The organism is Paragemmobacter ruber (assembly GCF_009908315.1).
GTDB classification, from domain to species: Bacteria; Pseudomonadota; Alphaproteobacteria; order Rhodobacterales; family Rhodobacteraceae; genus Paragemmobacter; species Paragemmobacter ruber.
Window position 1 is genome coordinate 226,663 of the sequence record NZ_JAAATW010000003.1, and the last position, 26,797, is coordinate 253,459.

Here is a 26,797-nt window from a genome sequence, read left to right on the forward strand (position 1 = left end):
CTGACCGGCATGGCACGCGCACCCCTTCTTCAGCTTTCGTCGATCTCGCTCACCTTCGGGGGGAACCCGGTTTTTGATGGCCTTGACCTTGTGGTGCAGCCCGGGGACCGGGTGGCGCTGGTCGGGCGCAACGGATCGGGCAAGTCCACGCTGATGAAGGTGATGGCGGGATTGGTCGATCCCGATCAGGGCAGCCGCACGGTTCCGCCCGGGGTGAGCGTGGGCTACATGGAACAGGATCCCGATCTTTCGGGGTTCGAAACGCTGGGCGACTTTGCCGCCAGCGCCTTGCCCGAGGCCGAGGCCTATCGTGTGGCGATGGTGGCCGAGGGGTTGAAGTTCCGCCCCGAAACGCCCGTCGCCACCGCATCCGGCGGCGAGCGGCGCCGGGCGGCGCTGGCCAAGCTTCTGGCCGAGGCGCCCGAACTGATGCTGCTCGATGAGCCGACGAACCATCTGGATATCCAGGCCATCGAATGGCTGGAGGGAGAGCTGTCCTCGACCCGCGCGGCCTTTGTCCTGATAAGCCATGACCGCGCCTTTCTGCGGGCGCTGACGCGCAACACGCTGTGGATCGACCGGGGCGAGGTGCGGCGCCGGGAGGCGGGCTTTGACGGCTTTGAGGAATGGCGCGAAACCGTCTGGGCCGAAGAGGACGAGGCGCGCCACAAGCTGGAACGCAAGATCAAGGCCGAGGCCAAATGGGCGGTGGAGGGCATCAGCGCCCGCCGCAAGCGCAATATGGGGCGGGTGCGCGCGCTGGCCGCGCTGCGGGCGGAGCGGGCGGCGATGATCCGCAGGCAAGGCACAGCGGCGATGGAGCTGGAGAGCGGCACCACGAGCGGCAAGCGCGTGATCGAGGCGAAGGGGCTGACCAAGGCCTTCGGGGACCGCCGCATCGTGACGGGCCTTGATCTGCGGGTGCTGCGCGGGGATCGGGTGGCCTTTGTCGGACCGAACGGGGTGGGCAAGACGACCATCCTGAAGATGCTGGTGGGTGAGCTTGCGCCGGATGCGGGGACGGTCACGCTGGGCACCAATCTGGAGATTGCGGTCTTCGATCAGACCCGCGCGCAACTCGACCCGGAGGCGAGCCTGTGGGAAAACCTGACCGGCGATCCGGGGATGCGGGTGTCGGGGGCGGCGGATCAGGTGATGGTGCGCGGCACGCCCCGGCATGTGGTGGGGTATCTGAAGGATTTCCTGTTCGACGAACGGCAGGCCCGCGCCCCGGTGAAGAGCCTGTCAGGTGGGGAAAAGGCGCGGCTGTTGCTGGCCCGGCTGATGGCGCGGCCGTCCAACCTGCTTATCCTTGACGAACCGACCAACGACCTGGACATTGAGACGCTGGATCTGCTGCAGGATCTGCTTGGCGATTACGACGGCACCGTGCTGCTGGTCAGCCATGACCGGGATTTCATCGACCGTGTCGCCACGGCGACCGTCGCGCTTGAAGGCGCGGGGCGGGCGACGGTCTATGCGGGGGGGTGGTCGGATTATGCCGCGCAGCGCCCGGCAGAGGCAGCAGCGCAAGCAACCAAGGCCGAGGTGAAGCGGCCTGCAGCGGAGCCGCCCGCGGCCCCGGTGAAGGCCGAGGCCAAGGCATCCGGCCTGAGCTTTCCGGAACGCAAGCGGCTGGAGGCGCTGCCGGGGATCATCGCCCGGCTGGAGGCGGAGATGGCCAAGCTCGGCGAGCTTCTGTCCGATCCTGACCTGTTCCAGCGCGAGCCGGTGAAGTTCCGCAAGGCGACCGAGGCGCTGGCCGAACGGCAGAGCGCGCTGGAGGCGGCAGAGATGGAATGGCTGGCGCTGGAAGAGCGCGCCTGAGGCTTGCGGACGCGGCAGGCAACGGGCGGAATCCTCACGGAAACTCACGGAATTTTGAGGGCTTAGGCCAAAACTGGCCAGTTCGCGCGATGGGCTGCGCCAATTCCTGCCAGTTGCGTTCACATGTGTTCACCAGACTGTCATGCGGCCTTGCTTGCCCCCCATCCGCGGCGCAGATGTGACGCACGAGACGGCCGCTGCGACGCGCGGACGGCCGCGATCAAGGCACAGGAGACAGATTATGAAATTGATGACAGCAAAGGTTGCTGCGGCCGCGCTGGCCGTGTTTGGCGCCGCCCCGGCGCTGGCGGGTGGCCCGACCGAGGCCTATGTGGAGCCGACCGTTGCCCCGGCCCCGGCGCCGGTGGCCGCGCCTTCGGCGGATTGGAGCGGGTTCTACGCCGGTGGTCAGCTGGGCTATGGCGATGTGGGCGGTGTGGTTGAGGGCAGCGGGTTCACCTCGGGCCTGATCGCCGGTTACCGCGCCGATTTCGGCCAGTTCGTGGCGGGTGTTGAGGCCAACTACGACTGGACCGACATTGATCTGGCGGGCGGTGCGGCCACGCTGGACAACGTGGCGCGCCTGAAGCTGATCGGCGGCTACGATCTGGGCCCGGCGCTGGTCTACGGCACGGTGGCGGCGGCGCGGGCGGAAAGCTCGCTCGGCAGCGATGACGGCTATGCCTATGGCGTCGGCATGGACTATGCCGTGACCGACCGCGTGACGGTGGGTGCGGAACTGCTGGAGCACAAGTTCGACAACTATCTGGGCGTGGGCGATGTGGATGCGACCACGTTCAACACCCGGGTCGGCTTCCGCTTCTGATCGCAGGATCAACGGGTTATCCGCCCGTTAAGCATGTGTTAACCATCAAGACGGGCGGTCCTGCGGGGCCGCCCGTTTTCATTTCGCGCGCCCCATCAGTTCGCCCACCACCTGCGGAATGGTCCTCACATCCGCTTCGGTGCAATCGAACTGCCCCACCTGCACGCGGATGACAAATCGGCCCGCGTGGCGGGTCTGGGTAAGGTAGATGCGGCCATCGTCGTTGATGCGGGTGAGCAGGGCTTCGGTTTCCGTGTCGCTGGCAAGGGCAAAGGTGAAGAGCGAAAGCGCGGGTTCGGTGGTGATCGTGATGCCGGGCAACCGCGCCAGCGCATCGCGCGCCTGACGCGCCCAAGCCACATGGTTGCGGACCCGGGCGCGCAGGCCCGACAGACCATAAGCGCGAAGGGTGAACCAAAGCTTAAGCGCGCGGAAGCGCCGCCCGAGCGGCACCGTCCATTCGTTGAAATTGGTGATCTCTTCCCGCCCGGCGGTTTCCAGATAGGTGGGGCGCAGGCCGAGCGTGCGGATCTGCGGCCCCGGATCGGCGAGGAACTGCACGGCGCAATCGAATTGCGCGCCCATCCATTTATGGGGGTTGAACACGATGCTGTCGGCCCCTTCGACCCCCGCCCAGAGGGGGCGGAATTCGGGGCAGATCATCGCGCTGCCCGCCCAGGCGGCATCGACATGGACGGGCAGGCCTGCGGCCTTGGCCACCGCGATGGAATCGGCGATGCGGTCGAAGGCGCCGACCGAGGTGCCGCCTGCGCAAAGGATCACGCCTGCGGGAAGAAACCCTGCCGCGCGGTCGGCCGCGATGGCGGCGGCCAGCGCGCCGGGCTGCAGGGAGAGGTGGCTATCCGTCGGAATCTTCACCAGATTTTCCTGACCGATCCCGGCGATGCGGGCGCCCTTGTCCACCGAGGAATGGGTTTCCGCGCTGGCATATAGGCGCAGGCGGGGCAGGGCGGAGAGGCCATTTTGCAGGCCCGCCCAGCCCAGCGCCTGTTCGCGCATGGTCAGGATGGCCGAGAGCGTGGCGGTGGTGGCGCTGTCATGGATCGTGCCGGTGAAGGTGGCGGGCAGGCCCAGCGCCTGCGCCAGCCAGCGGATCATGACCTGTTCCACTTCCGTCACCGCAGGCGAGGTTTGCCACAGCATGCCCTGCGCGGCGATGGCATTGGCGAGTTGTTCGGCCAGCATCGAGGCGGGGGAGGCATTGGCGGGGAAATAGGCGAAGAAGCGGGGATGCTGCCAATGGGTCAGGCCTGGGGGGATGATGCGGGCGAAATCGGCGAAGATCGCCTCGGGGCTTTCGGGGTGTTCCGGCGGTGCCTCGGGCAGTTGCGCGGCAATCGCGCCGGGAGCGAGGGGGGCGCGGACGGGGCGGTTGCGCAGGGTGGCATGATAATTATGCGCCCAGTCGGCGGCGATCTTTGACCAGTGGCGCAGGTCATCGTGATCCATGATTTTCCCCCTGTTCAGGGTGCTGACTTGATCAGGCGGGGGGACGGGCTGCAAGGGGCGGCGTTCTGTTCTTTAAATCAGGGGGTTGGCGGGTTTTGCCCGTGCAGAAGGGGTGCCACAGCGGGTGCAGCAGGCCAGTGCAGCAAGGTGTATGCACGCCGCGGACGGGCGGCAGGGCAAATCTTAAGGTTAACCATGCAGCGCGAATCGGGGGGCAGGATCGGACAAGTTGCGCTTGGCAGGCGTGCGGATTGGTTGTAGCGAGAGGCGCATGAGCATGAAGGGCATCATCGGCATCTGCTGCATTCCCCGCTGACCAATGGTCGCGCGGGCCTTCTTCTCGTTCCCCTGAACAGACGAAGTTGATAGACCCGCGCCGGGAGTGGCGGGTCTGCTGTTGGGCCGCATATCGGGATTTGGGACATGGTGACGATCCGGCTGCACAATGGAAAGACGCGGATGAAGGAGGTCTTCGTCCCGATCGACCCGATGAATGTGCGGGTCTATGTCTGCGGACCCACGGTCTATGACCGGGCGCATCTGGGCAATGCGCGCCCCGTGGTGGTGTTCGACACGCTGTTTCGGCTGCTGCGCCATGTCTATGGCGCGGGGCATGTGACCTATGTGCGAAACTTCACCGATGTGGATGACAAGATCAACGCCACGGCGCTGGCGCGGAAGGAGGCGGGGGCGGCGGGCACGCTGGAGGCCCTGATCGCCGAGCGGACGGAGGAGACGATCCGCTGGTATCATGAAGACATGGATGCCTTGGGCGCGCTGCGGCCCACGCATGAGCCGCGCGCCACGGCCTATGTGGGGCAGATGATCGCGATGATCGCGGAGCTGGTCGCGCGGGGCCATGCCTATGCGAGGGATGGGCATGTGCTGTTCCGGGTGCGGTCTTTTGCCGAATACGGGCGGCTGTCGGGCCGATCGGTCGATGACATGATCGCGGGCGCGCGGGTGGAGGTGGCGCCCTTCAAGGAAGACCCGATGGATTTCGTGCTGTGGAAGCCGTCGGATGACAGCCTGCCGGGGTGGCAGAGCCCCTGGGGCCGGGGGCGGCCGGGCTGGCATATCGAGTGTTCGGCCATGTCTCTGGCGCTGCTGGGGGCATCCTTCGACATCCATGGCGGGGGGATCGATCTGCAATTTCCCCATCACGAGAATGAGGTGGCGCAAAGCTGCTGCGCCCATCCGGAGGCGGAGTTTGCCCGGGTCTGGATGCATAACGAGATGCTGCAAGTGGAGGGGAAGAAGATGTCCAAATCCCTGGGCAATTTCTTCACCGTGCGCGATCTTCTGGGGCAGGGCGTGCCGGGCGAAGTGATCCGGCTGGTGTTTCTGGGGACGCATTACGGGCGGCCGATGGACTGGACGGCGGAGAAGGCCGGGCAGGCGGAGGCCACCTTGCGGAAATGGCGGGCGATGGTGGCAGGGGTTCAGCCGTCCGCGCCGTCGGGCGCGGTGGTCGCGGCGCTGGCCGATGATCTGAACACGGCTGGGGCGATTGCGGAACTGCATGCGCTGGCGGCGGCGGGGGATGCGGCGGGGTTGAAGGCATCGGCGGGGCTGATGGGGCTGTTGCAGGATGACATGGGCGGCTGGGCCGAGGCGGGGGTGGACCTTGCGCCCTATGCCGCGCGGCTGGCGGCGCTGCGGGCGGCGGCGATGGAGACGAAGGACTTTGCCCCGGTCGATGCGATGAAGGCGGCGCTGCTGGCGGCGGGGGTGGAGGTGCGGATGTCGAAGGCGGGGGTGGAGGTGTTGCCCGGGCCGGGATTCGATGCCGCGAAGCTGGAGGGGCTGTTGTGAGTCAAAATTCTTCGAAGAATTTTGCAAATTCCTTCGAAGGAATTTGGGGGGGCGCTGCCCCCGTCCGCCTGCGGCGGACCCCCCCGGGGTATTTGGGCCAAGATGAAGGGGAGGGGCGCGCGTGACCCGGGAGCGGCTTTACCTGTTCGACACGACCCTGCGCGACGGGCAGCAGACGCAGGGGGTGCAGTTTTCCACGGCGGAAAAGCGGGTGATCGCGGCGGCGCTGGATGCGCTTGGCGTGGATTACATCGAAGGCGGCTGGCCGGGGGCGAACCCCACCGACAGCGAGTTCTTTGCGGGCCGCGCGCCGACGCGGGCGGCGATGACGGCCTTTGGGATGACCAAGCGCGTGGGGCGGTCGGCGGAGAATGACGATGTGCTGGCTGCCGTTCTGGATGCGGGGACGGAAGCGGTCTGTCTGGTGGGCAAGACGCATGGGTTTCATGTGACCACCGCGCTGGGATGCACGCTGGAGGAGAATGTCGAGGCGATCCGGGTCAGCGTGGCGCATTGCGTGGCGCGGGGGCGCGAAGCGCTGTTTGATGCGGAGCATTTCTTTGACGGGTATCGGGCGGATCCTGCCTATGCGCTGGACTGTCTGCGCGCGGCGCTGGGGGCAGGGGCGCGTTGGGTGGTGCTGTGCGATACCAATGGCGGGACGCTGCCCGCCGAGGTGGGGCGCGTGGTGGGCGAGGTGATCGCGGCAGGCGTGCCGGGGGATCGCCTGGGCATCCATTGCCATGACGATACCGGTAATGCGGTGGCCAATTCGCTGGCCGCCGTGGACGCGGGGTGCCGGCAGATCCAGGGCACGCTGAACGGGTTGGGGGAGCGCTGCGGCAATGCGAACCTGACGACGATCATCCCGACGCTGCTGCTGAAAGAGCCCTATGCGGGGCGGTTCGAGGTGGGGGTGAACCGCGAGGCGCTGGCGGGGCTGGTGCGGGTGAGCCGCCAGCTGGACGACATCCTGAACCGGGTGCCCTTGCGCAGCGCGCCCTATGTGGGGGCGAGCGCCTTTGCCCATAAGGCGGGGCTGCATGCGAGCGCGATCCTGAAGGATCCGTCCACCTATGAGCATGTGGACCCGGCCGTGGTGGGCAATGAGCGCGTGATCCCCATGAGCAATCAGGCCGGGCAGTCGAACCTGCGGGCGCGGCTTGCGGCGGCTGGGATCGAGGTGGATCCGAAAGATGCGCGGTTGGGGCGGATTCTGGAGGTTGTGAAGGCGCGCGAGGATCAGGGCTATGCCTATGACGGGGCGCAGGCGAGTTTCGAGCTGGTGGCGCGGGCGGAACTGGGGCTGCTGCCGGAGTTCTTCGAGGTGAAGCGCTACCGTGTGACGGTGGAGCGGCGGAAGAACAAGTACAACGATATGGTCAGCCTGTCCGAGGCCGTGGTTGTGGTGAAGATCGGCGAGCGGAAGATGCTGTCGGTGTCGGAGTCGATGGATGAGACAGGCACCGACCGGGGGCCGGTGAACGCGCTGGCCAAGGCCCTGGGCAAGGACCTTGGCCCCTATCAGGCGGTGATCGACGACATGAAGCTGGTGGATTTCAAGGTGCGGATCACGCAGGGCGGCACCGAGGCGGTGACGCGGGTCATCATCGACAGCGAGGATGCGCGGGGGCGGCGCTGGTCCACCGTGGGGGTGAGCGCGAATATCGTGGATGCGAGTTTCGAGGCGCTTCTGGATGCGATCAACTGGAAGTTGATCCGCGATGTGGGCCAGCCCGTGGGTCTGGGTGCCTGATGGATTGGGACAGTTTCTTCACCGTCCATTCCGACCTGCCGCGCGAGGGGCCGGGGGAGGCGGGCGACGTGGCCTGGGCGCTGGCCCTGGCCGGGGTGCCGGAGGGGGCGGCGATCTGCGATGCGGGGGCCGGTTCCGGGGGCGATGTGGCGGCGCTGCTGGCGTTGCCGGGGGCGCGGGTTCTGGCCATCGACAGCCATCCCGGATTCGTGGCGCAGATGCGGGCGCGCTTTGCGGGCGAAGCGCGGGTGGTGGTGGAAGAGGCCGATATGGCGGCGCTGGCCCGCCATCCGGCGGGGCCTTTCGATCTGATCTGGTGTGCGGGGGCGCTGTATTTTCTGGGGCTTGAGGCGGGGTTGGCGCGGATGGCGGGGGCGTTGAAGCCCGGCGGGGTGCTGGCCTTTTCGGAGCCGTGCGTCTTTGTCGATGCGCCCTCCAAGGCGGCGGTGGGGTTCTGGGAGGGCTATCCCGCGCGGGATGCGGCCGGTATCGGGGCGGCCGTGGCCGCGGCGGGGTATGAAAGCCTTGGTGCGCGGGCCTTGGGCGATGCGGCATGGGAGGCCTATTACGGGCCGATGGAGGCGCGGATCGCGGCGCTGCGGCCGGGGGCAGATGCGGCCTTGACGGCGATGCTGGAGGTCTGTGCGGCAGAGGCGGCGCTGTGGCGGTGGGTGCGGGGCGAGACGGGGTATCTCTTGACGGTGGCGCGGTGGAAGGGCTGAGCGCGGCGGCGATCGGGGCTTGCGCGGCGCTGGTGGAGCGGGGCGATCCCGACAGTTTCGCCGCCGTGATGGCGGCGCCCGTCGCCGCGCGGGAGCGATTGTTCGTGCTTTATGCCTTCAATCTGGAAGTTGCGCGCGCGCCTTGGGTGACGCAGGAGCCGCTGATTGCGGAGATGCGGCTGCAATGGTGGCGGGACGTGGTGACCGAGGCCGAGGCGGGGCGCCCGGTGCGGGCGCATGAGGTGGCCGGGCCTCTGGCCGTGCTGATCCGCACGGCGGGGCTGCCGGGGGCGGTGCTGGATGCGCTGGTGGCGGCGCGGCGGTGGGATGTGTATCGCGATCCCTTTGCCGATGGCGCGGCGCTGGAGGCCTATCTCGAGGAGACCGGGGCCGGGCTGATGTGGTTGGCGGGGCGGGCGCTTGGCGCGGGTGCGGAGGCCGAGGCCGGCTTGCGCGCCGCAGGCTGGGCGGCGGGCCTTGCGGGCTTTTTGCGGGCGGTGCCGGAGCTTGAGGCGCGGGGGCGGGTGCCCTTGCCGGATGCTGCGCCGGAGGCGGTGGCGGCGCTGGCGCGGGCGGGGCTGGCGCGGCTTGAGGGCGCGCGGGCGGGGTTGCGCGGGCTTGCGCCGCCGCAGCGGGCGGCGACGCTGGCGGCGTGGCAGGCCGGGCCGATCCTGCGGCTGGCTGCTGCGGAACCGGCGCGGGTGGCGGCGGGAACGTTGCATCTGTCTGAGTTCGCGCGCCGCTGGGGGCTGCTGCGCGCGGGCTGGCGCGGCGGGCTGTAGTCGCCGGTTCCGTAGATCTTTTCCCAATCTGGGGTGAATTGCCCCTAAAAATCCTGATTTGCGTCCGTTTCAGAACAAGGATGGCGGCCATGGTATCGGTGTGGCGGGACAATTGCGCCCCGTCTGCATGCCGCCGCTCTGGCAGCAGGGACTGCAGGATGAGTATTCTTTCGCCAATTCTGCCAGCCGACGTGGATGTGATCGCATCGCCGCGCGGTTTCTTGCGTGGGACACGGGTGATGACGCCCGCAGGTTGGCGCGCGGTCGAGGCCTTGGAGGCGGGCGATCTGGTGAGTTGCTGTCGGGAGCGTCCGGTGCGGGTTGTGTCCGTTACGCGGCGGATGGTGGCGAAGCTGGGCGCCAAGGTTGTCTGTGTGACGGGAGAGGCGCGGGGATGGGGGCGGCAGGCGGCGCCCCTGCTGCTGCCCCCCGATCAGATGATCGTGGTCGCGGGGGATCGTCTGGCGGCCTATTTCGGGGTGGAAGAGGCGCTGGCGCCGCTGGGCGCGCTGGTGAACGGCGCGGACCTGCGGCTGATTGATGCGCCGCCTGCGGATATGTGGTTCGAGATCGGGGTGGAGACGGCCTGCGCCCTTGTCATCGAAGGGTTGCAGGTGGCCGTGGGCGATGCGGCGCGCGAGTCGCGCCCGGCCCTGAGCGAGTCGGAGGCACGGCTTTTGTCGCTGGCGGCCTGAGGCGGGGGTGGCAGGGGTGGCGGGCGTCAGGCGCGGCTGGCGCGCGGGCTGAGCCAGAGCCAGATCAGCGCCCCGCCTGCCAGCACGAGGAAGGGCAGCATGGCGAAATTGACCGCCTGCCAGCCCGCCTGCACGGATCCGCCCGAGCAGTTCATCAACCCGCCTGACGAGAACGAGGCGAGGGTGACCCCGCCGAAGACCACCAGATCGTTGAGGCCCTGAAGGCGGCCCTTCTCCTCGGGCGTGGGATGGGCGGTCAGCATGGTGGTGGCGCCGATGAAGCCGAAGTTCCAGCCGATGCCCAGTAAGACGAGGGCGGCGAAGAAATTGGCAAGCTCCACCCCCGCGATGGCGACCGCGCCCGCCCCGGCAAGGATGACAAGGCCGGTGGCGACGATGCGTTCGGCGCCGAAGCGGGCGATCAGGTGGCCGGTGAAAAAGCTGGGCGCATACATGGCCAGCACATGGGCGGTGACGACATCCGCGGCGTTCCCGCTGGTGAAGCCGCAGCCCACGACGGCGAGGGGGGAGGAGGTCATCACGAGGTTCATCAGCGCGTAGGAGACGGTGGCGCAGATCATCGCCACGGCGATGGCGGGGGTGCGGATGAGTTCGCCCCGGCTGCGGCCCCTGGGGCTGTCTGCCGTGGCGGGGCGGGGTTTGGGGATGTCGAGCAGGGTGAAGAGGAAGACACCCACGCCGTTCAGCGCGATGATGGCGAGATAGGTGCCGAGGAAGGGCACCACCATCGCCTCGGCCGTGAGTTTGACGAGTTGCGGGCCGACGATGGCCGAGAGAAGGCCCCCCGCCATGACGAGCGAGATGGCCTTGGGGCGGTAGGCGTCGGATGCGGTGTCGGCGGCGGCGAAGCGGTAGAAGCCTTGGGCCGACATGTAGATGCCGGTGAAGAAGGCGGCGAGGACGAAGAGGGTGAAGCTGGCCGTGGACAGCGCATAGGCGCCAAGCGCGCCGCCGATGCCCCCGCCCAGCGCGCCGATGGCGAAACCCACGCGGCGGCCATGGCGCTGCATGAGGGCGGAGATGGGGGTGGCGGTCAGCATGGAGCCGATGACGGCGGCGCTGATGGGAAGGGTGGCCCAGCAGGCATTGGGGGCGAGGGATTGGCCTGCGAGCCCTGCCACGGTGAAGATCATCGGCATCTGCGCGCCGAGGATGGCCTGTGCGGCGACGAGGACGAGGACGTTGCGTCGGGCGGTGCGGTCGGTTGGGGCGGCGCTGTCGGTCATGGCGGAGAGGGTTACGCTTTGCCGTGGCGGCGGCAAGTGCGAAATGAGGGGGGCGGGGGGACGGCTGTCCCCCCGGGACCCCCCTGCCGGTCTTGGAGGGCCGGGCGTGGTGTGGGGTGGCTGGTGGGGGCAGGGGTATTTGGGCCAAGGTGAAGGGGCGGTTGGGTGTGGCGGGGTTGTGTGACCCGGGCGCGAGGGTGGCACGTGTGAGGTGGGGGTGCGGGGGGACGGCGGTCCCCCCGCGCGGCGTACTGGTTCTGGATGGCGCGGCGTGGTGCGAGGTGGCTGGCGGGGGCGGGGGTTTTTGGGCCAAGGTGAAGGGGCGGTTCAGGGGGGCGAGATGGCGGTGGGGCGGATCATCCGGACTGAGGCCTGTGTGGCGGAAGGGGCGGCGTGGCTGGCGGGGCGGGAGCCGCGTTTTGCGGCGGCGCTGGCGCTGACCGGGCCCTTGCCGTTGCGGCGGCGGGAGGATGGGTTCCGCGCGCTGTTGTCGGCGATCGTGAGCCAGCAGGTTTCGGTCGCCTCGGCCAATGCGATCTGGGCGCGGCTGGAGGCGGCGGGGCTGTGTGATCCGGGTGCCATGGCCGCCGCGTCGGACGCGGCGCTGCGGGCGGCGGGCCTGTCGCGGCAGAAGGCGCGTTACGGGCAGGCACTGGCGCGGGCGGAGATCGACTTTGCTGCGCTGCGCGACCTGCCCGACGAAGAGGTGGTGGCGGTGCTGGTGGCGGTGCCGGGGATCGGGCGCTGGACGGCGGAGATCTATGCGATGTTCGCGCTTGGGCGGGCGGATGTCTTTGCGCCGGCCGATCTGGCGCTGCAGGAGGCGGCGCGGCTGCTGTTCGGGCTGGAGGCGCGGCCTTCGGAGCGGGCGCTGCGGGCCATGGCAGAGGCGTGGTCGCCGTGGCGGGCGGTTGCGGCGCGGCTTTTGTGGGCCTACTACCGGGTGGCGAAGGAACGGGAGGGCATCCGGTGAGCGGTTTGACATTCGGGCGGAAGGCGGCGGCGGGGGGCGGGGCGGCGCGGTCCCTTGTCGTGTTCGTGCATGGTTATGGGGCGGATGGGGCGGACCTTCTGGGGCTGGGCGACGCGCTGGCGCCGCATCTGCCCGATACGGTCTTTGTCGCGCCGGATGCGCCGCAGCGCTGTGTGGGCAATCCCTTTGGCTATCAGTGGTTTCCGATCCCGTGGCTGGACGGGTCTTCGGAAGAGGCGGCGCGGGAGGGGATGGCGGGATCTGTCCGTCTGCTGAACGATTTTCTCGATGCCCGACTGGCGGAAGAGGGGCTGGGGCCGGAGGCGATGGCGCTGGTGGGGTTTTCGCAAGGGGCGATGATGAGCCTGCATGTGGCCCCGCGCCGGGCGGCGGCTGTGGCGGGGGTGGTGGCCATCTCGGGTCGGCTGCTGGTGCCGGAACTGCTGGCGGCGGAGGCTGTGGTCAGGCCGCCGGTGCTGCTGGTGCATGGGGATCAGGATCCGGTGGTGCCTTTTGCCGATATGGGCAAGGCGGGAGAGGCGCTGGTGGCGGCGGGGTTCGAGACCTTTGGCCATGTCATGGAAGGCACAGGCCACGGGATCGCGCCGGATGGGTTGGGCGTGACCTTGCAATTCCTGAAGGAGCGGCTTCCGGGATAGCGCCGATACGCTGCCTTGCATTCCCCGTTGCAAAAAAATCCTCGGGGGGTGAGCCGCGGATGCGGCGAGGGGGGCAGACGGCCCCCCTTTCTGTTGCCAAAGCGGGATCAGGCGGTGGTGGCGTGAAGGAAGGCCGCGCAGCCGGTGAGGGCGGCGAAGTCGTCTTCCACCACGGTGACGGAGAAATCCTTCTGCAACAGGTCCACGCGGCGGGCTTCGCGGAAGGTTTCCGTCAGGCCGAAGCGGGGGAAATGCGGGGTCATGGCGCGGGACATTCCGCCGATCAGGAAGATGCCGCCATAGGGCAGGTGGATGAGGGCGAGATCGGCCAGCACCTGCGCGAGGATGCGGGTGTAGAGCGCGGCGGCGTGGATGGCGACCGGGTCTTCGGCGGCGAGGGCGGCCAGAACCTCGGCCGAGGTGAGGCCGCCGGGCTGGCCCGCCTGATGGGCGGCGAAGGCGTGCAGGTTGGCAAGCCCGCGCCCGGCGAGCACCTCTTCCACGCCACAATGGGCGACATCGCCCTGTGCGGCGAGGCGTGCCTCGATGAAGCGGAGGAGGTGGAGGTCTTCTTCGCTGCGGACGGGCATGTTGACATGGCCACATTCCGAAGGCGGCACGACGCGGGCGGCGCCCTGCCCGTGGACGGGGGCGGCGTTGACCCCGGTGCCGAGACCCACGACCAGCATGGGCGCCGCCGGTTGGGCAGGGCCGGGGATGATGGTTCGCAGGTTGGCGGGCGCGATATGGCCCAAGGCATGGCCCTGCGCTTGCAGATCGTTCAGAAGCGCCACGCGGGCAGCGCCGGTGGCGGCGCCGAGTTTGGCGCCATCCATCACCCAGTCGAGGTTGGTCATGCTTGCCACGCCGTCCTGCACCGGCCCTGCGGCGGCGACGCAGACGCCATCGGGGCGCGCGCCCGTGGTGGTGAGGTAGTCGCGCAGGATATGGGCGATGTCCTGACCGCGGGCCTTGTATTCGGCGTTGGAATAGCGCGCGACGCTGTCGGCGCGCACGGTGGTGCCATCGGCAAGGGCGACCCTTGTATTCGTGCCGCCGATATCGGCGAGGATGGCGAGGGTCATGTTGCGCTCCGTCGAGGTCGGGATCAGTCGTTCCGCGCCAGCGCGCGGGCGAGGGCGTGATAGGAGGTTTTCGGGGTGCGCTTCAAGGTGGTGAAGTCGACATGGACAAGGCCGAAGCGCTTTTCGTAACCGAACGCCCATTCGTAATTGTCCAGAAGCGACCAGTAGAAGAAGCCCCGCACATTGGCGCCGTCGGCGATGGCGCGTTTGGTGGCGGCGAGGTGGGCGAAGAGGAAGTCTTCGCGGATTGTGTCGGGGATGTCGGGGTGGTCGGCATTGGCCATGCCGTTTTCGGTGACATAGAGCGGCAGGTCGCCCACATAATCGCGCGCCATGCGGGTGAGGAAATGGTGCAGGCCGTCGGGGTAGATTTCCCAATCCATCTGCGTCTTGGGCAGGGGGCCGGTCACATCGCGCGTGGCGGGCCATGGCGCGCCGGGGACGTGCTGTTGGATGTGGCGGGTGTAGTAGTTGATCCCCAGCCAATCCAGTGGCTGGCCGATGAGGGCCATGTCATCCTGCCAGTTGGCGGGCATGTGGGGGGCGAGGCCTTCGAGCACGATGTCGGGATAGCTGCGGCGGGTGATGGCTTCGATGAACCAGCGGTTGAAGATGCCATCGGCGCGTGCGGCGGCCTGCACGTCCTGCGCCGTGTCCGAGGCGGGTTGGCAATAGTCGAAGTTCAGCACGATCCCGAGGTTGGGCTGGCCCATGCCGCGCAGGCGTTCCACGGCAAGGCCATGGGCGAGCAGGATGTGGTGCATGGCGCGGGCGGCGGCGCGGATGTCGCGCAGGCCGGGCGCGTGGTGGCCCAGGAAATGCGAAAGCCAGGCCACGCACCAGGGTTCGTTGATCGTGGCGATGGAGGCCACGCGATCGCCCAGGCGGCGGGTGATGGTTTCGGCGAAATCGGCGAAGCGGTGGCAGGTGTCGCGGTTCGTCCAGCCGCCCTTGTCGGCCAGCGCGGAGGGCAGTTCCCAGTGGTAGAGCGTCTGGAAGGGTTTGAGCCCGCGTTCCAGCATCCCGTCCACCAGACGGTCGTAGAAGGCGAGGCCCTCGGGGTTGACCGTCGCGCCATCGGGCATGACGCGCGCCCATGAGGTGGAGAAGCGGTAGGCATCCATATTGGCCGCGCGGAGGAGATCGAGATCGGCGGGCCAGTGATGGATATGGTCGCAGGCGGTGGCGCCATCGTCGGCGCGCAGGACGTTGCCGGGGGTCGCGGCGAAAGTGTCCCAATGGCAGGGGCCACAGCCGCCAAAGCGCGACCCTTCGATCTGATAGGCGGCGGTGGCGGCCCCGAACAGGAAGCCTTCGGGGAAGTCGAACCGGGACAGGGGCATGTCAGACCTTGGGGGCAGGAGAGCGGGGGGCCGGGCCGGTGGATTGGCCGATGATCAACTCGGCCTCGAGCAGGCGGTGTTCGGGGCCTGCGCCGGGCTGGGCGATGAGGGAGAGCAGCATCTCGGCCGCGATGCGGCCCGCGTCGCGCACGGAGGAGCGGGTGGCGGTGAAGATCGGCACGTCGCCGCCGTTCTTCATGTAGGACAGATCATCGTCATGGATGATGACCGAGATGTCGCGGCCAAGTTTCAGGCCGCGCTCTTCTATGGCGCGGCGCACGCCCATGCCGGAGATCATGGAGGCGACGAGGAAGGCCGTGGGGGGCGCGGGCGCATCGAGCATGGCAGAGGCGGCGCGGTAGCCCGAGATTTCCGTCATCTCGTCGGATGACATCAGCGCGGGGTCGATCGGCATGGCCCGCCCGGCCAGCGCATCGACATAGCCGGTGCGGCGGCGGATGGCGAAATCCATGAATTCGAGCCCGTTCACAAGGCCGATGCGGGCATGGCCGAGGTCGAGCAGAAATTCGGTCGCGCGCTGGAAGGCGCGGCGGTTGTTCACATCCACCCAAGAATAGGGCAGTTCGGCCCCCGTCGCCCGGCCGTGGACCACGAAGGGCAGGCCGATTTCGTGCAGGAGCGGGATGCGGGGGTCGTTCATGCGGGGGGCGTGCAGGATCACGCCATCGGCGCTGCCGCGGGATTTCAGGTCGCGATAGGCCTGTTCTTCGGCCTCGTCAGGGACGACGGAGAGGATCATGTCATAGCCGTTGCGGGAATAGGTTTCGCCCGCGCCGGCGATGAAATCGGCGAAGATGGGGTTCACGATTTCGTGCCGGGTGGCGAGGGGGATGACATGGCCCACCGCCAGCGCGCGCCCCGTGGCAAGGCGGATCGCGCGGGTGTTGGGGCGGTAGTTGTGACGCTTGGCCGCGGCCATGACGCGTTCGCGCGTGGCCTCGTTCACCTCGGGGTAGCCGTTGAGGGCGCGGCTGACGGTCGTGGGCGAGAGGCCCAGCTTCGTGGCCAGTTCCTTGAGGTTCATGGCAGCGCGCGCATCCAAAACGGTTTCAATCGGGGCGCAGGTTAGACAAGCGGTGTGTCAAGGTCAAAGATTAACGGCGCAGGCGGCGGGGCCGAATGCTTTATCCAGTGGCTGCCAGAGGCCGCCGATGCCTGTTCGGGCTGCGCTTTGGATTGACTTGAACAAGGGGATGGGCAAGTCTTTCGCATCCAAAGCGGTTTGAAATCGATTCTGACCGAGATTGGCTAAAGCCCCGCAAGAGGGCGGGGAATCGGGAGGTTAAGATGAAGGCGAGGTATCTCGCGGGCGCTGCGGCGCTTGCGCTTGTGTCCGGCGGCGCGTCGGCACAGGATTTGAAGTTTCCGATCGGCGAGGGCGCGTTCAACTGGGACAGCTACGCCGCCTTTGACGAGAAGTATAATCTGGATGGCCAGCGGATCACCGTGCTGGGGCCGTGGCTGAGCGTGGACCAGGCGCTGTTTGAGAGCGTGATCGCCTATTTCGAGGCCGCGACCGGGGCGGATGTGGAGTATATCGGCGCGGAGGGGTTTGAGCAGCAGGTGGTCATCGACGCCGAGGCCGGATCGCCGCCCGATGTGGCGGTTTTTCCGCAGCCAGGGCTGGTGCGCGGCATGGCGGCGAAGGGGCAGGTGCTGCCCATGTCGCCCGAGATCGTGCAATGGACCAAGGACAACTATGCCGCCGGGCAATCCTGGGTGGATCTGGTCACCTTCCCCGGCGCGGACGGGGCGGTGGGGACCTTTGGGTTCTTCTACAAGGTCGATGTGAAGTCGCTGGTCTGGTATGTGCCGGAGAATTTCGAGGATGCCGGGTATGAAGTGCCCTCCACGATGGAGGAGCTGAAGGCGCTGACCGATCAGATCGTGGCCGATGGTGGCGTGCCGTGGTGCATCGGGCTGGGGTCTGGCGGGGCGACGGGCTGGCCTGCGACCGACTGGGTCGAGGACATGATGCTGCGCACGACCACGCCCGAGAACTATGACAAGTGGGTGTCGAACGAGTTGAAGTTCAACGATCCGATCGTGGTGAACGCGATCGAGCAGTTCGGTGCCTTCGCCAAGACCGATGCCTATGTGTCGGGCGGGGCGGGTTCGGTGGCCTCGACCGATTTCCGGGACAGCCCGAAGGGTTTGTTCACCTCGCCGCCGCAATGCTACATGCACCGTCAGGCGTCGTTCATCCCGTCCTTCTTCCCCGAAGGCACGGTGATCGGGGAGGATGCGGATTTCTTCTACTTCCCCGCCTTCGCCGAGCAGGATCTGGGTCAGCCGGTGCTGGGTGCCGGCACGACCATGGGTCTGATGAAGGAATCGGAAGCGGGCCGCGCCTTCATCGAATTCCTGACCACGCCCATCGCGCATGAGGTCTGGATGAACCAGACCGGGTTCCTGACGCCGCATAAGGGGGTGAATACCGATCTTTATGGCGATCCGACGCTGAAGAAGATGGGCGACATCCTGCTGAATGCGACGACGTTCCGCTTTGACGGATCGGACCTTATGCCGGGCGGCGTGGGGGCGGGCGTGTTCTGGACGGGCATGGTCGATTTCGTGGGCGGTGCCTCGGCGCAGGAGGTGGCGGATTCGATCCAGTCCACCTGGGATTCCATACAGTAACGCAGGATCGGCCCGCCGCGGGGTGCGGCGGGCCTTTCCCCTTGTGCCTGTGCGCGCTGCGGCCCCCTGACGGCGGCGGCCTGTGCGCGGGCACGGATATCTGGGCGCCTTGGGAGGGGGTCTGAGAGATGGAACAGTTCTTCGGCGCGGCGACGACCATCGTCATCGGGGTGGGGGGGTGCCTGCTTTATTTCTTTGCGAGCAACCTTCTGCTGGACCGGCTGTTTCCGGCGTCAGGCCCCAATATCAGCCGCAACATCAACCGGGCCAATGCGATCAGGCCTTGGTTGTTTCTCTTGCCTGCGCTGATCCTGCTGGCGCTGTATCTGGTCTATCCGCTGTTCTGGTCGATCTACCTGTCGGTCATGGATGCGGGGGGCCAGCGCTTCGTGGGCGCCGACAACTATGTGTGGATGGTGAACGACCCGAAATTCATCGAGTCGATGCGCAACAACATCCTGTGGCTGATCGTGGTGCCGGCCTTTTCCACCTTTTTCGGGCTGGTGGCGGCGGCGGTGACGGACCGCATCCGCTGGGGCAATTTCGCCAAGGCCATGATCTTCATGCCGATGGCGATTTCCTTTGTCGGCGCGTCGGTGATCTGGAAGTTCGTCTATGATTTCCGCCCCGAGGGGCAGAACCAGATCGGCCTGTTGAACGCGATCGTGGAGGCCTTTGGCGGCGCGCCCGAGACGTGGCTGACGCATGAGATCGTGAACAGCTTCCTGCTGATGGTGGTGCTGATCTGGATCCAGACGGGCTTTGCCATGGTGATCCTGTCTGCCGCGTTGCGGGGCATCCCGGAAGAGACGGTGGAGGCGGCCATTCTGGACGGCGCATCGCCCCTGCAGTTGTTCTTCAAGATCAAGGTGCCGCAGATCTGGGGGACGATCCTTGTCGTCTGGACAACGATCACCATCACGGTGCTGAAGGTGTTCGACATCGTGCTGACCATGACCAATGGGCAGTGGGGGACGCAGGTCCTTGGCAATTACATGTATGACTGGCTGGTGCGCGGGCAGGACAGCGGCCGCGCCTCGGCCATTGCCATCGTGATCATGCTTCTGGTGTTGCCGATCATGATCTGGAACATCCGGAACGCCCGCAGGGAGATGCGCTGATGGACAATATCGTTGGCCAGAGGTCGAGCCTGACGTGGCTGGTGAACCTGTGCGCGGTGGCGCTGGTGCTGCTCTGGACGATCCCGACCTTCGGGCTTTTGGTGTCATCGTTCCGGGACCGGGATCAGATCCTGTCATCGGGGTGGTGGCAGTCGGTATTCCCGCAGGAGGCCACGATGCAATACCGCGCGGGCGCCCCGGATACGGCGGTGCAGGAGGGCGGGCTGTTCGTGATCGCGGGCAATGTGTTCGAGGGCGGTGGCGGGGTGGTGAGCGCCTTTGGCATCACCTCGCGCGAGCCGGGGGCCTTTGCGGCGGGCGAGGTGGCGCAGACGAATGACGGCTATGAGCTGACGGTGGCGGAGGATGGCAGCTATCGGCTGACCTCGGCCACGCCGTTCGAAGGGACGCGGGGCGAGCGCATCTTTGTGACCACGACCCAGCCGCCGACCTTCACGACCGAGAATTTCGCGCGCGTTCTGAATGCCGAAGGGCTGGGGCGCGGGTTTCTGAACACGTTGACGGTGTCGATCCCGGCGACGGTGATCCCGATCCTTGTGGCGGCTTTCGCGGCCTATGCGCTGGCATGGATGGATTTTCCCGGGCGGGCGCTGCTGATTGCGGCTGTGGTGGGGCTTTTGGTGGTGCCGTTGCAGCTGGCGCTGATCCCGCTGTTGCAATTGCATCTGAAGGCGGGGATCGGGAAGAGCTATCTGGGGATATGGCTGGCGCATACGGCCTTTGGCCTGCCCTTGGCGATATACCTCTTGCGCAACTACATGGCCGGGTTGCCGCGCGACATCATCGAGAGCGCGCGGGTGGATGGGGCGACGGATTTCCAGATTTTCCTGAAGATCATCCTGCCCCTGTCTTTCCCGGCCCTGGCGTCCTTTGCGATCTTTCAGTTCCTATGGACGTGGAACGACCTGCTGGTGGCGCTGGTCTTTCTGGGATCGACGCAGGATCAGTTGGTGATGACGGGGCAGTTGAAGGAGTTGATGGGATCGCGCGGCGGGGATTGGGAAATCCTTGCGGCTTCGGCCTTCATCAGCATCGCGGTGCCGTTGGCGGTGTTCTTCGCCATGCAGAAATATCTGGTCCGCGGCTTGTTGGCCGGATCGGTGAAGTGAGAAAGACAGGACGATGACAGATGTGATCGGCGGGGATGCCGACTGGTGGCGGGGCGCGGTGATCTATCAGATCTATCCCCGCAGCTTTCAGGACAGCAATGGCGACGGGGTGGGCGATCTGGGCGGCATCGTGGAGCGGCTGCCGCATATCGCGGGGCTGGGGGCGGATGCGATCTGGATCAGCCCGTTCTTCACCAGCCCGATGAAGGATTTCGGCTATGACGTGAGCGACTATTGCGACGTCGATCCGATGTTCGGGACGCTGGCCGATTTCGACCGGGTAGTGGCGCAGGCGCGCGAGTTGGGTCTGAAGGTGATGATCGACCTCGTGCTGTCGCATACCAGTGACCAGCATCCTTGGTTCAGGGAAAGCCGGAAGGACCGGGGCAATGCCAAGGCGGATTGGTATGTCTGGGCGGAGCCGAAGCCCGACGGGACGGCGCCCAACAACTGGCTGTCGGTCTTTGGCGGGTCGGCGTGGCAATGGGACGGGCGGCGGCAGCAATATTATCTGCACAACTTCCTGACCAGCCAGCCGGACCTGAACCTGCATCACGCGCCGGTGCAGGAGGCGCTTTTGGATGTGGCGCGGTTCTGGCTGGCGCGGGGGGTGAACGGGTTCCGGCTGGATACGATCAATTTCTATTTTGCTGACAAGTATTTGCGGGACAATCCCGCGCTGCCGCCCGAGTTGCGCAATGACAGTATCGCGCCCAGCGTGAACCCCTATAACCACCAGTTGCATCTGTTCTCGAAAAACCAGCCGGAAAACCTTGATTTCCTGCGGAAATTCCGCGCGGTGCTGGAGCCTTTTGGCGCGGCGGCGGTGGGCGAGGTGGGCGATGCCCAGCGGGGGCTGGAGATCATGGCCGAATATACCTCGGGCGGGGACAAGGTGCAGATGTGCTATCCGTTCGAGATGCTGCAACCGGCGCGGTTGACGGCGCGGTCGGCGGCGGCGGTGTTCGATCGGCTGGCGGCGGCGGCGCCGGATGCCTGGCCCTGCTGGGCCTATTCGAACCACGATACCGTGCGCCATGTGACGCGCTGGGGGCTTTCGGACGCTGCTGCCCGGGTTTACGCGACGATGCTGATGTGTCTGCGCGGGTCGGTCTGCCTGTATCAGGGCGAGGAACTGGCGCTGCCGGAAGCCGAGATCGCCTTTGAGGAGTTGCAGGATCCTTACGGGATCGAGTTCTGGCCGGAGTTCAAGGGGCGCGACGGGTGCCGGACGCCGATGCCTTGGGTCACGGATAACGGGCTTTGCGGATTCTCGAGCGCCGAGCGCGCGTGGCTGCCGGTGACGGCGCCGCATCGCCCGCTGGCCGTGGCGACGCAGGAGGCGGAGCCGGGATCCATGCTGCACCATTACCGCAGCCTGCTGGCCTTTCGGCGGGGGCATCTGACCTTTGCCCGGGGCCGGATGACGGGCTGGCGGGCCGAGGGGGATGTGTTCAGTTTCACCCGGTCGGGCGGGAGCGAGATTTTCTGCGCCTTCAATCTGGGCGAGGCCCCGGCGCGGGTGGCGCTGCCTGCGGGGCATTGGGAGCGGATCGGGGAAGCCGTGGGGAGCATCGCGCCCGTAGGCAATGGGGTGGAATTGCCCGGATGGGGCTGTGCCATCGTGAAGAAGGTTTGAGGGGGAGGGACGGGCATGGCGGATCTGAAGCTGGTCAATGTCGAGAAGGCCTATGGCGAGGTGCGTGTCCTGCGTGACATCAACCTTGATATCAAGACGGGCGAATTGATCGTGTTTGTCGGCCCCTCGGGCTGTGGGAAATCGACGCTTTTGCGGATGATCGCGGGGCTGGAGCGGATCACGGGGGGCGACTTTTCCATCGACGGGGTGCGGATGAACGACATACCGCCCGCCCAGCGCGGCATTGCGATGGTGTTCCAGTCTTACGCGCTGTACCCGCACATGACGGTGCGGGACAACATGGCCTTTGCCCTGAAGATCGCGAAGAAGAGCGCGGCCGAGATCAATGCGGCGGTGGAGAAGGCCGCGAAGATCCTGCAGCTGACCCCCTATCTGGACCGTCTGCCCAAGGCGCTTTCGGGTGGGCAGCGGCAGCGGGTGGCGATCGGGCGGTCGATCGTGCGCGATCCCAAGGTCTATCTCTTTGACGAGCCGCTTTCGAATCTGGACGCAGCGCTGCGGGTGGCGACGCGGATCGAGATCGCGCAGCTGAAGGAGCAGATGCCAAATTCCACGATGATCTATGTGACCCATGATCAGGTGGAGGCGATGACGCTGGCATCCCGCATCGTGGTGCTGGCAGGCGGCGGGATCAGCCAGGTGGGGGCGCCGCTGGAACTGTATGAGCGGCCGCGGAACGAGTTCGTGGCGCAGTTCATCGGCAGCCCGGCGATGAACCTTTTGCCCGGGCAGGTGATCGCGACCGGGGCGCAGACGGTGGTGCGGCTGGACAATGGCGGGATCGCGCGGTCATCGGTGCCGACGGAAGCCTCTGACATGGGGTTGCGGGTGAATGTGGGCGTGCGGCCCGAGGATTTTCTGGAAACCCCTGAAGAGGGTATGTTCACCGGCGAGGTGGAGATCACCGAGGCCTTGGGCGAGGTGACGCTGCTTTACTTCAAGCGGCAGGGGGACGCGGCGCAGGTGGTGGCAAAGCTGCCCGGCATCCATGCCGATCTGCGCCACAAGACGGTGACGCTGTCGGCGGCGGCGCACAAGGTGCATCTCTTTGCGAACGGGGAATCGCTGCTTTATCGGTGAGCGCGGGCATGGGAGATGTCCTGCCAGCCGCAGCCTTTGCGGATGGGGTGCGTTCTTGGGTATTTGGGCCAAGATGAAGGGGCAGGGCGCTTGGTCCTGCCCTTTTGGTTTGGCTCACCCTCGCTTTGCGCGGGCGTGGAAGATGAAGCCGAGGAAGTTCAAGAGAACTTGGGCGGCGAGGATGGCGGTGGTGCCGTCCCGGTCGTAATCGGGGGCAACCTCGACCAGGTCTATCCCCACGATGTCATGGCTCTGGGCAACCTTCTGGAGGATTTCGAGCACCTCGTAGTACAGGAAGCCGCCATGGCTGGGCGTGCCGGTGCCGGGCGCGATGGAGGGGCAGAAGCCATCAATGTCGATGGTGACATAGACCCGGGCGCCGGGGGGGATGCGGGCGGCAGTGGCCGCGGGCCCCAGTTTGCGGACCTGGCGGACCGACAGGATGTCGTCGCCCATGGCGCGGGCGGCGTCATAGCCTTCCTTGGTGGTGGAGGAGACATTGCGGATGCCGAGCGCGGTGATGCCGGTGACGTAGGGCCGTTCCGCCGCGCGGCGCATCGGGTTGCCGTGGCCGTGGCGGACGCCATGGCGGATATCCACGAAATCGAGATGGGCGTCGATCTGCAGGATGTGGATCGGACCCTGATCATCAAAGGCGCGGATGCAGGGGATGTTGATGCTGTGATCGCCCCCGATCGTCACGGGCAGGGCGCCGGCCTTGAGGATGGCGCGGACGCCGGTTTCGATATTGGCGTGGCTGGTTTCGGTATCGGTGTGGACGATGTCGGCATCGCCGATATCCACGATGCGCACATCGGGGCCGAGATAGGTGCAGTCATCTTCGTGGTCATAGGCCCCGGCATGGCCGAAGGAGAAGAGGGTGGAGGCTTCGCGCACCGCGCGTGGCCCGAAGCGGGCGCCCGCGCGGAACTGGGTGCCGAAATCGAAGGGCGCGCCGAGAATGGCGATATCGGCGTCGATGGCGGACCAGTCGGCCACATAGGGGCGTTTGCCGAAGGTGGAGATGCCGACGAAGGGCAGGTTCAGGCGGCCCGTGTCATAGGTGTTGCCAGTCATGGGGTCAGGTGTCCGTTTCGGTCTGGTCGGGGTCGGATTGGATCAGCAGGCCGGGGATCAGGTCGGCCAGCCGTGCGGCGGGCGGGTGCAGGGTGTTGCCTGCCATGCGGGCAAGGATGACGGGTTCGGTTCCGGCATCGGTGATGGACAGGGTGGCGAGGCGCGCGCCATCCTGGCTGCGGCGGCCATGGGGGCGGGTGTAGCTGATCCCGACGCCGAGGCCATTGGCCGCGAAGCTGCGCATCAGATCGAGCGTGGCGGTGCGGTGGGCGATCTGGAAGGGCAGGCCGCGCGCGGTGAAGAGCGCGCGCATATGGCCGAGCGAGAGGCCCTGATCGGCGAGGATGAGGGGGTATTCCGACAGGGCCTCGAGCGTAAGGCCGCGCTTGGCCATGCGCAGGAGGGGGTGGTCGGTGGCGATCACGGCATGGGGGGCGACCTGCATCAGCACGGTCTTTTCCGTCAGGCTGTCGAGGCCGAGATCCCAGGTGAGGGCGAGATCGACGCGGCCCTGACGCAGGCCTTCTGCGATGGATTCAAAGGACAGGACGGCGGGTTCAAGCCGGATGTCGGGGGCCGCAGTTGCGAGTTTGCGCAGAAGGGGCGCGAGGAGCGTGGGGGCGAGGTCTTCGAAACAGGCCAGCCGCACCGGCGCGGCGGGGGTTTCACCCGACATGAGGCGGGAGAGGGCGTCCAGCTGGGCCTGCGCCTCGGCCAGCCAGCCGCGCCCGAAGGCGGTGGGCGTGATGCGGCCACCGGGGCGGCGGAGGAACAGGGGCTGGCCCAGCGTCTGTTCGAGCTGGGCGAGGGCGACGGAGAGGGCGGGTTGCGAGACGTTCAGCGCCTCGGCCGCCGCAGTGACGCCGCCGCAGCGGGCGGTGGCGGTGGCGTATTCGATCTGGCGGAGGGTGGTGGGGATCATGGGCCTATGACTGGTATCGGAACATATTATTGGAAGCTATCGCCGGGGCGTGGCAGTTGTCGAGAGAGGATAGCAGCGGAGCGGTGCGATGGTGACGGATGAGATGGTCGCGGCCTATCAGCGGGATGGGGTCGTGCTGGTGAAGGGGCTGTTTGCCGATTGGGTGAAGGTGTTGCGGGCAGGCGTGGAGCGCAACATGGCCGAGCCCAGCGCGCAGGTGATGGCGACGCTGAAGCCGGGCGAGGCGGGGCGGTTCTTTGACGATTACTGCAACTGGACCCGTATCGGGGAATTCGAGCAGGTGATCCGCGCGTCCGGCGCGGCGGCGGCGGCGGCGCGGCTGATGGGATCGGAGCGGGTGCAGCTGTTCCACGACCATGTGCTGGTCAAGGAGCCCGGCACCACCAAGGCCACGCCATGGCATACGGACGGGCCTTACTATTTCGTCGAGGGGCGGCAGACGGTTTCCTTCTGGGTGCCGCTGGACCCGGTGCGCGAGGCGAGCCTGCGCTGTGTGGCGGGAAGCCATCTTTGGGAGAAGGACGTGCTGCCCACGCGCTGGATGAGCGAGACGGATTTCTACCCGGAGGCGGGCGATTACATGCCGGTTCCCGACCCGGAGGCGGAAGGGATGCGGGTGCTGGAATGGGAGATGGAGCCGGGCGATGCGGTGGCCTTCCATTATCGCACGCTGCATGGCGCGCGGGGCAATACGAGCACGACGCGGCGGCGGGCCTTCAGCCTGCGGCTGGTGGGGGATGATGCGCGCTATGTGGCGCGGCCGGGGCCGACCTCGCCGCCATTTCCGGGCCATGGGATGCAGCCGGGGGACAGGCTGCGCGCGGATTGGTTTCCCTATCTGCTGTGAGGGGCGGGGGATTTGCCTGCGCCTTTCGCGACCGCTAGGGTGCGGGCGGAAGATGGGGGGCTTTCCGGCATGACAGAGCGCGCGCGACCGCGACCGAAGATCTATCCGCCACCGGAATTTCCGCCGCGAAAGGCGCCGCCTTTCGCGCGGATGCCGCCTGCGGTGTTTCCCGCGATCCTTGGTCTGTTCGGCCTGGGCCTTGCGCTGCGGCGGGGGCTTGCGGCGGCGGGGCTGCCGGGGGGAGTGGCCGAGATTGTGCTGGGGGCGGTGGCGGGTCTGTGGGCCTTTGCCATCTTGGCCTATGGGGCCAAGATGGCGCGGCGGGGATCGGTCCTTCTGGACGATCTGCGGGTGTTGCCGGGGCGGATGGGTCTGGCGGCGGCGAGCATGGGCGGGATGGCCCTTGCGGCGGCGCTGGCGCCCTTTGCGGTGGGCGGCGCGCGGGTGGTGCTTGTGGCGGCGCTGCTGGCGCATCTGGCGCTGGCGGTTCTGACGATCCGGGTGCTGCTGGCCCTGCCGCCGGAGGGGCGCGGGGTCAATCCCGGCTGGCATCTGAGTTTTGTGGGGTTCATTCTGGGGGGCCTTGCCGCGCCGGGGGTGGGCTGGCCTGTGCTGGGGCTGGCGCTGTTCTGGGTCTGTGGCGCGGTGGCGGTGGTGATCTGGGGCGTAAGCGCGGTGCAACTGGCGCGGCGCATCCCGCCTGCGCCGCTGCGCCCGCTTTTGGCCGTGCATGTCGCGCCGGCGGCGCTGCTGGCCGTCACGGGGACGCAAGGCGGCGTGCCGGTTCTGCCGATGGTGGCGCTGGCGATCGCGACGGGGATCGTGGCGCTGCTGGTGGTGTCGGCCCGCTGGGTGCTTGAGGCGGGGTTCAGCGCGATGTGGGCGGCTTTCACTTTTCCCGTGGCGGCCTATGCCGCCGCCCTGTTCGTGACGGGGTTCGAGGTGGCGGGGATGGTGGTGCTGGTTCTGGTGCTGGCGGTGGTGCCGGTGATCGCGTGGCGGGTGGTGACGCTGTGGGGAAGCGGGCAGTTGGCGGCGCGCACCCATGCGGCGGAGGCGTGAGAGGGGGCGAAATCTG

General features: G+C 67.2%; 23 protein-coding genes. 16 read left to right on the forward strand and 7 right to left on the reverse strand.

Annotated elements, in window-relative coordinates; all coding sequences use genetic code 11:
• Window positions 1-9 precede the first annotated feature (9 nt).
• Window positions 10-1,827 carry an ABC-F family ATP-binding cassette domain-containing protein gene (locus GU920_RS13310; RefSeq protein ID WP_161767578.1) on the forward strand — a complete coding sequence of 606 codons (1,818 nt, stop codon included), beginning with the start codon at window positions 10-12 and terminating at the stop codon, window positions 1,825-1,827.
• Between the two features lie 241 nt (window positions 1,828-2,068).
• Complete coding sequence (locus tag GU920_RS13315) at window positions 2,069-2,653, forward strand: outer membrane protein (protein ID WP_161767579.1); 585 nt, start codon at window positions 2,069-2,071, stop codon at window positions 2,651-2,653.
• Between the two features lie 78 nt (window positions 2,654-2,731).
• On the opposite strand, the gene GU920_RS13320 is transcribed toward GU920_RS13315, so the two are convergent.
• Complete coding sequence (locus GU920_RS13320) at window positions 2,732-4,123, reverse strand: pyridoxal phosphate-dependent decarboxylase family protein (protein ID WP_161767580.1); 1,392 nt, start codon at window positions 4,121-4,123, stop codon at window positions 2,732-2,734.
• A 423-nt stretch (window positions 4,124-4,546) separates the two neighbouring features.
• On the opposite strand from GU920_RS13320, the gene cysS reads away from it, so the two are divergent.
• The 5 genes from cysS (at window position 4,547) to GU920_RS13345 (ending at window position 9,893) form a co-directional block, all read left to right on the forward strand.
• Complete coding sequence (cysS, locus tag GU920_RS13325; RefSeq protein WP_161767581.1) at window positions 4,547-5,938, forward strand: cysteine--tRNA ligase; 1,392 nt, start codon at window positions 4,547-4,549, stop codon at window positions 5,936-5,938.
• A gap of 121 nt (window positions 5,939-6,059) precedes the next feature.
• A complete protein-coding gene (gene cimA / locus GU920_RS13330; RefSeq protein WP_161767582.1) occupies window positions 6,060-7,694 on the forward strand; it encodes a citramalate synthase in 1,635 nt (544 codons plus the stop codon).
• On the forward strand, window positions 7,694-8,416 hold the full coding sequence (locus tag GU920_RS13335; RefSeq protein ID WP_161767583.1) for a class I SAM-dependent methyltransferase: 723 nt from the start codon (window positions 7,694-7,696) through the stop codon (window positions 8,414-8,416). Before cimA ends, GU920_RS13335 begins: the two co-directional genes overlap by 1 nt.
• Window positions 8,404-9,198, forward strand: coding sequence for a squalene/phytoene synthase family protein (locus GU920_RS13340; RefSeq protein WP_328799275.1), 795 nt, complete (start codon window positions 8,404-8,406; stop codon window positions 9,196-9,198). Before GU920_RS13335 ends, GU920_RS13340 begins: the two co-directional genes overlap by 13 nt.
• Window positions 9,199-9,356: 158 nt before the next feature.
• Entirely contained in the window at window positions 9,357-9,893 is a 537-nt protein-coding gene (locus GU920_RS13345; protein ID WP_268894642.1) for a Hint domain-containing protein, read from the forward strand.
• 26 nt (window positions 9,894-9,919) lie between these two features.
• Here the strand turns inward: GU920_RS13345 and GU920_RS13350 are convergent, their stop codons facing one another.
• Window positions 9,920-11,140 carry an MFS transporter gene (locus tag GU920_RS13350; RefSeq protein ID WP_161767585.1) on the reverse strand — a complete coding sequence of 407 codons (1,221 nt, stop codon included), beginning with the start codon at window positions 11,138-11,140 and terminating at the stop codon, window positions 9,920-9,922.
• A 340-nt stretch (window positions 11,141-11,480) separates the two neighbouring features.
• Here GU920_RS13350 and GU920_RS13355 point away from each other — a divergent pair, with 340 nt between their 5' ends.
• Window positions 11,481-12,113, forward strand: coding sequence for a DNA-3-methyladenine glycosylase family protein (locus GU920_RS13355; protein ID WP_161767586.1), 633 nt, complete (start codon window positions 11,481-11,483; stop codon window positions 12,111-12,113).
• Window positions 12,110-12,772, forward strand: a complete 663-nt coding sequence (locus tag GU920_RS13360; protein WP_161767587.1) for an alpha/beta hydrolase — start codon at window positions 12,110-12,112, stop codon at window positions 12,770-12,772. Before GU920_RS13355 ends, GU920_RS13360 begins: the two co-directional genes overlap by 4 nt.
• A 107-nt stretch (window positions 12,773-12,879) precedes the next feature.
• Here GU920_RS13360 and GU920_RS13365 read toward each other — a convergent pair whose 3' ends face one another.
• Genes GU920_RS13365 through GU920_RS13375 form a run of 3 tightly spaced genes read right to left on the reverse strand, consistent with a single transcriptional unit; the run spans window position 12,880 to window position 16,245 of the window.
• Window positions 12,880-13,857: a glucokinase gene (locus tag GU920_RS13365; protein ID WP_161767588.1), complete on the reverse strand. Its 978-nt coding sequence runs from the start codon at window positions 13,855-13,857 to the stop codon at window positions 12,880-12,882.
• A gap of 23 nt (window positions 13,858-13,880) precedes the next feature.
• Complete coding sequence (locus tag GU920_RS13370) at window positions 13,881-15,200, reverse strand: GH1 family beta-glucosidase (RefSeq protein WP_161767589.1); 1,320 nt, start codon at window positions 15,198-15,200, stop codon at window positions 13,881-13,883.
• A 1-nt stretch (window position 15,201) separates the two neighbouring features.
• Window positions 15,202-16,245, reverse strand: a complete 1,044-nt coding sequence (locus GU920_RS13375; RefSeq protein ID WP_161767590.1) for a substrate-binding domain-containing protein — start codon at window positions 16,243-16,245, stop codon at window positions 15,202-15,204.
• A gap of 263 nt (window positions 16,246-16,508) precedes the next feature.
• Between GU920_RS13375 and GU920_RS13380 the strand changes: the two genes are divergently transcribed.
• From GU920_RS13380 to GU920_RS13400, 5 genes are all read left to right on the forward strand, one after another.
• Window positions 16,509-17,861: an ABC transporter substrate-binding protein gene (locus GU920_RS13380; protein WP_161767591.1), complete on the forward strand. Its 1,353-nt coding sequence runs from the start codon at window positions 16,509-16,511 to the stop codon at window positions 17,859-17,861.
• A 128-nt stretch (window positions 17,862-17,989) separates the two neighbouring features.
• Window positions 17,990-18,982, forward strand: coding sequence for a carbohydrate ABC transporter permease (locus GU920_RS13385; RefSeq protein ID WP_161767592.1), 993 nt, complete (start codon window positions 17,990-17,992; stop codon window positions 18,980-18,982).
• The gene (locus GU920_RS13390) at window positions 18,982-20,112 is read left to right on the forward strand and encodes a carbohydrate ABC transporter permease (RefSeq protein WP_161767593.1); all 1,131 of its coding nucleotides are present in this window, start codon (window positions 18,982-18,984) and stop codon (window positions 20,110-20,112) included. The genes GU920_RS13385 and GU920_RS13390 overlap by 1 nt, the downstream gene beginning before the upstream one ends.
• A 13-nt stretch (window positions 20,113-20,125) precedes the next feature.
• Window positions 20,126-21,751: an alpha-amylase family glycosyl hydrolase gene (locus GU920_RS13395; protein WP_161767594.1), complete on the forward strand. Its 1,626-nt coding sequence runs from the start codon at window positions 20,126-20,128 to the stop codon at window positions 21,749-21,751.
• A 15-nt stretch (window positions 21,752-21,766) separates the two neighbouring features.
• Window positions 21,767-22,852, forward strand: a complete 1,086-nt coding sequence (locus GU920_RS13400; protein ID WP_161767595.1) for an ABC transporter ATP-binding protein — start codon at window positions 21,767-21,769, stop codon at window positions 22,850-22,852.
• Between the two features lie 114 nt (window positions 22,853-22,966).
• On the opposite strand, the gene speB is transcribed toward GU920_RS13400, so the two are convergent.
• Together speB and GU920_RS13410 are read right to left on the reverse strand one after the other, a co-directional pair.
• Window positions 22,967-23,929 carry an agmatinase gene (speB, locus tag GU920_RS13405; RefSeq protein ID WP_161767596.1) on the reverse strand — a complete coding sequence of 321 codons (963 nt, stop codon included), beginning with the start codon at window positions 23,927-23,929 and terminating at the stop codon, window positions 22,967-22,969.
• A gap of 4 nt (window positions 23,930-23,933) precedes the next feature.
• A complete protein-coding gene (locus GU920_RS13410) occupies window positions 23,934-24,851 on the reverse strand; it encodes a LysR family transcriptional regulator (protein WP_161767597.1) in 918 nt (305 codons plus the stop codon).
• Between the two features lie 88 nt (window positions 24,852-24,939).
• On the opposite strand from GU920_RS13410, the gene GU920_RS13415 reads away from it, so the two are divergent.
• Window positions 24,940-25,719 carry a phytanoyl-CoA dioxygenase family protein gene (locus GU920_RS13415; RefSeq protein ID WP_161767598.1) on the forward strand — a complete coding sequence of 260 codons (780 nt, stop codon included), beginning with the start codon at window positions 24,940-24,942 and terminating at the stop codon, window positions 25,717-25,719.
• Between the two features lie 150 nt (window positions 25,720-25,869).
• On the forward strand, window positions 25,870-26,781 hold the full coding sequence (locus tag GU920_RS13420; RefSeq protein ID WP_235933297.1) for a TDT family transporter: 912 nt from the start codon (window positions 25,870-25,872) through the stop codon (window positions 26,779-26,781).
• Window positions 26,782-26,797 lie beyond the last annotated feature (16 nt).

Excerpts from the sequence above, each read along its gene's own strand:
- GU920_RS13335 (WP_161767583.1), top strand. The coding sequence starts at position 7,694 with ATGGATTGGGACAGTTTCTTCACCGTCCATTCCGACCTGCCGCGCGAG.
- GU920_RS13315 (WP_161767579.1), top strand. The coding sequence starts at position 2,069 with ATGAAATTGATGACAGCAAAGGTTGCTGCGGCCGCGCTGGCCGTGTTT.
- GU920_RS13410 (WP_161767597.1), bottom strand. The coding sequence starts at position 24,851 with ATGATCCCCACCACCCTCCGCCAGATCGAATACGCCACCGCCACCGCC.
- GU920_RS13370 (WP_161767589.1), bottom strand. The coding sequence starts at position 15,200 with ATGCCCCTGTCCCGGTTCGACTTCCCCGAAGGCTTCCTGTTCGGGGCC.
- GU920_RS13395 (WP_161767594.1), top strand. The coding sequence starts at position 20,126 with ATGACAGATGTGATCGGCGGGGATGCCGACTGGTGGCGGGGCGCGGTG.
- GU920_RS13400 (WP_161767595.1), top strand. The coding sequence starts at position 21,767 with ATGGCGGATCTGAAGCTGGTCAATGTCGAGAAGGCCTATGGCGAGGTG.
- GU920_RS13390 (WP_161767593.1), top strand. The coding sequence starts at position 18,982 with ATGGACAATATCGTTGGCCAGAGGTCGAGCCTGACGTGGCTGGTGAAC.
- GU920_RS13415 (WP_161767598.1), top strand. The coding sequence starts at position 24,940 with ATGGTGACGGATGAGATGGTCGCGGCCTATCAGCGGGATGGGGTCGTG.
- GU920_RS13320 (WP_161767580.1), bottom strand. The coding sequence starts at position 4,123 with ATGGATCACGATGACCTGCGCCACTGGTCAAAGATCGCCGCCGACTGG.
- GU920_RS13345 (WP_268894642.1), top strand. The coding sequence starts at position 9,357 with ATGAGTATTCTTTCGCCAATTCTGCCAGCCGACGTGGATGTGATCGCA.
- GU920_RS13420 (WP_235933297.1), top strand. The coding sequence starts at position 25,870 with ATGCCGCCTGCGGTGTTTCCCGCGATCCTTGGTCTGTTCGGCCTGGGC.
- GU920_RS13310 (WP_161767578.1), top strand. The coding sequence starts at position 10 with ATGGCACGCGCACCCCTTCTTCAGCTTTCGTCGATCTCGCTCACCTTC.
- GU920_RS13365 (WP_161767588.1), bottom strand. The coding sequence starts at position 13,857 with ATGACCCTCGCCATCCTCGCCGATATCGGCGGCACGAATACAAGGGTC.
- GU920_RS13385 (WP_161767592.1), top strand. The coding sequence starts at position 17,990 with ATGGAACAGTTCTTCGGCGCGGCGACGACCATCGTCATCGGGGTGGGG.
- GU920_RS13375 (WP_161767590.1), bottom strand. The coding sequence starts at position 16,245 with ATGAACCTCAAGGAACTGGCCACGAAGCTGGGCCTCTCGCCCACGACC.
- GU920_RS13355 (WP_161767586.1), top strand. The coding sequence starts at position 11,481 with ATGGCGGTGGGGCGGATCATCCGGACTGAGGCCTGTGTGGCGGAAGGG.
- cysS (WP_161767581.1), top strand. The coding sequence starts at position 4,547 with ATGGTGACGATCCGGCTGCACAATGGAAAGACGCGGATGAAGGAGGTC.
- GU920_RS13350 (WP_161767585.1), bottom strand. The coding sequence starts at position 11,140 with ATGACCGACAGCGCCGCCCCAACCGACCGCACCGCCCGACGCAACGTC.
- speB (WP_161767596.1), bottom strand. The coding sequence starts at position 23,929 with ATGACTGGCAACACCTATGACACGGGCCGCCTGAACCTGCCCTTCGTC.
- GU920_RS13380 (WP_161767591.1), top strand. The coding sequence starts at position 16,509 with ATGAAGGCGAGGTATCTCGCGGGCGCTGCGGCGCTTGCGCTTGTGTCC.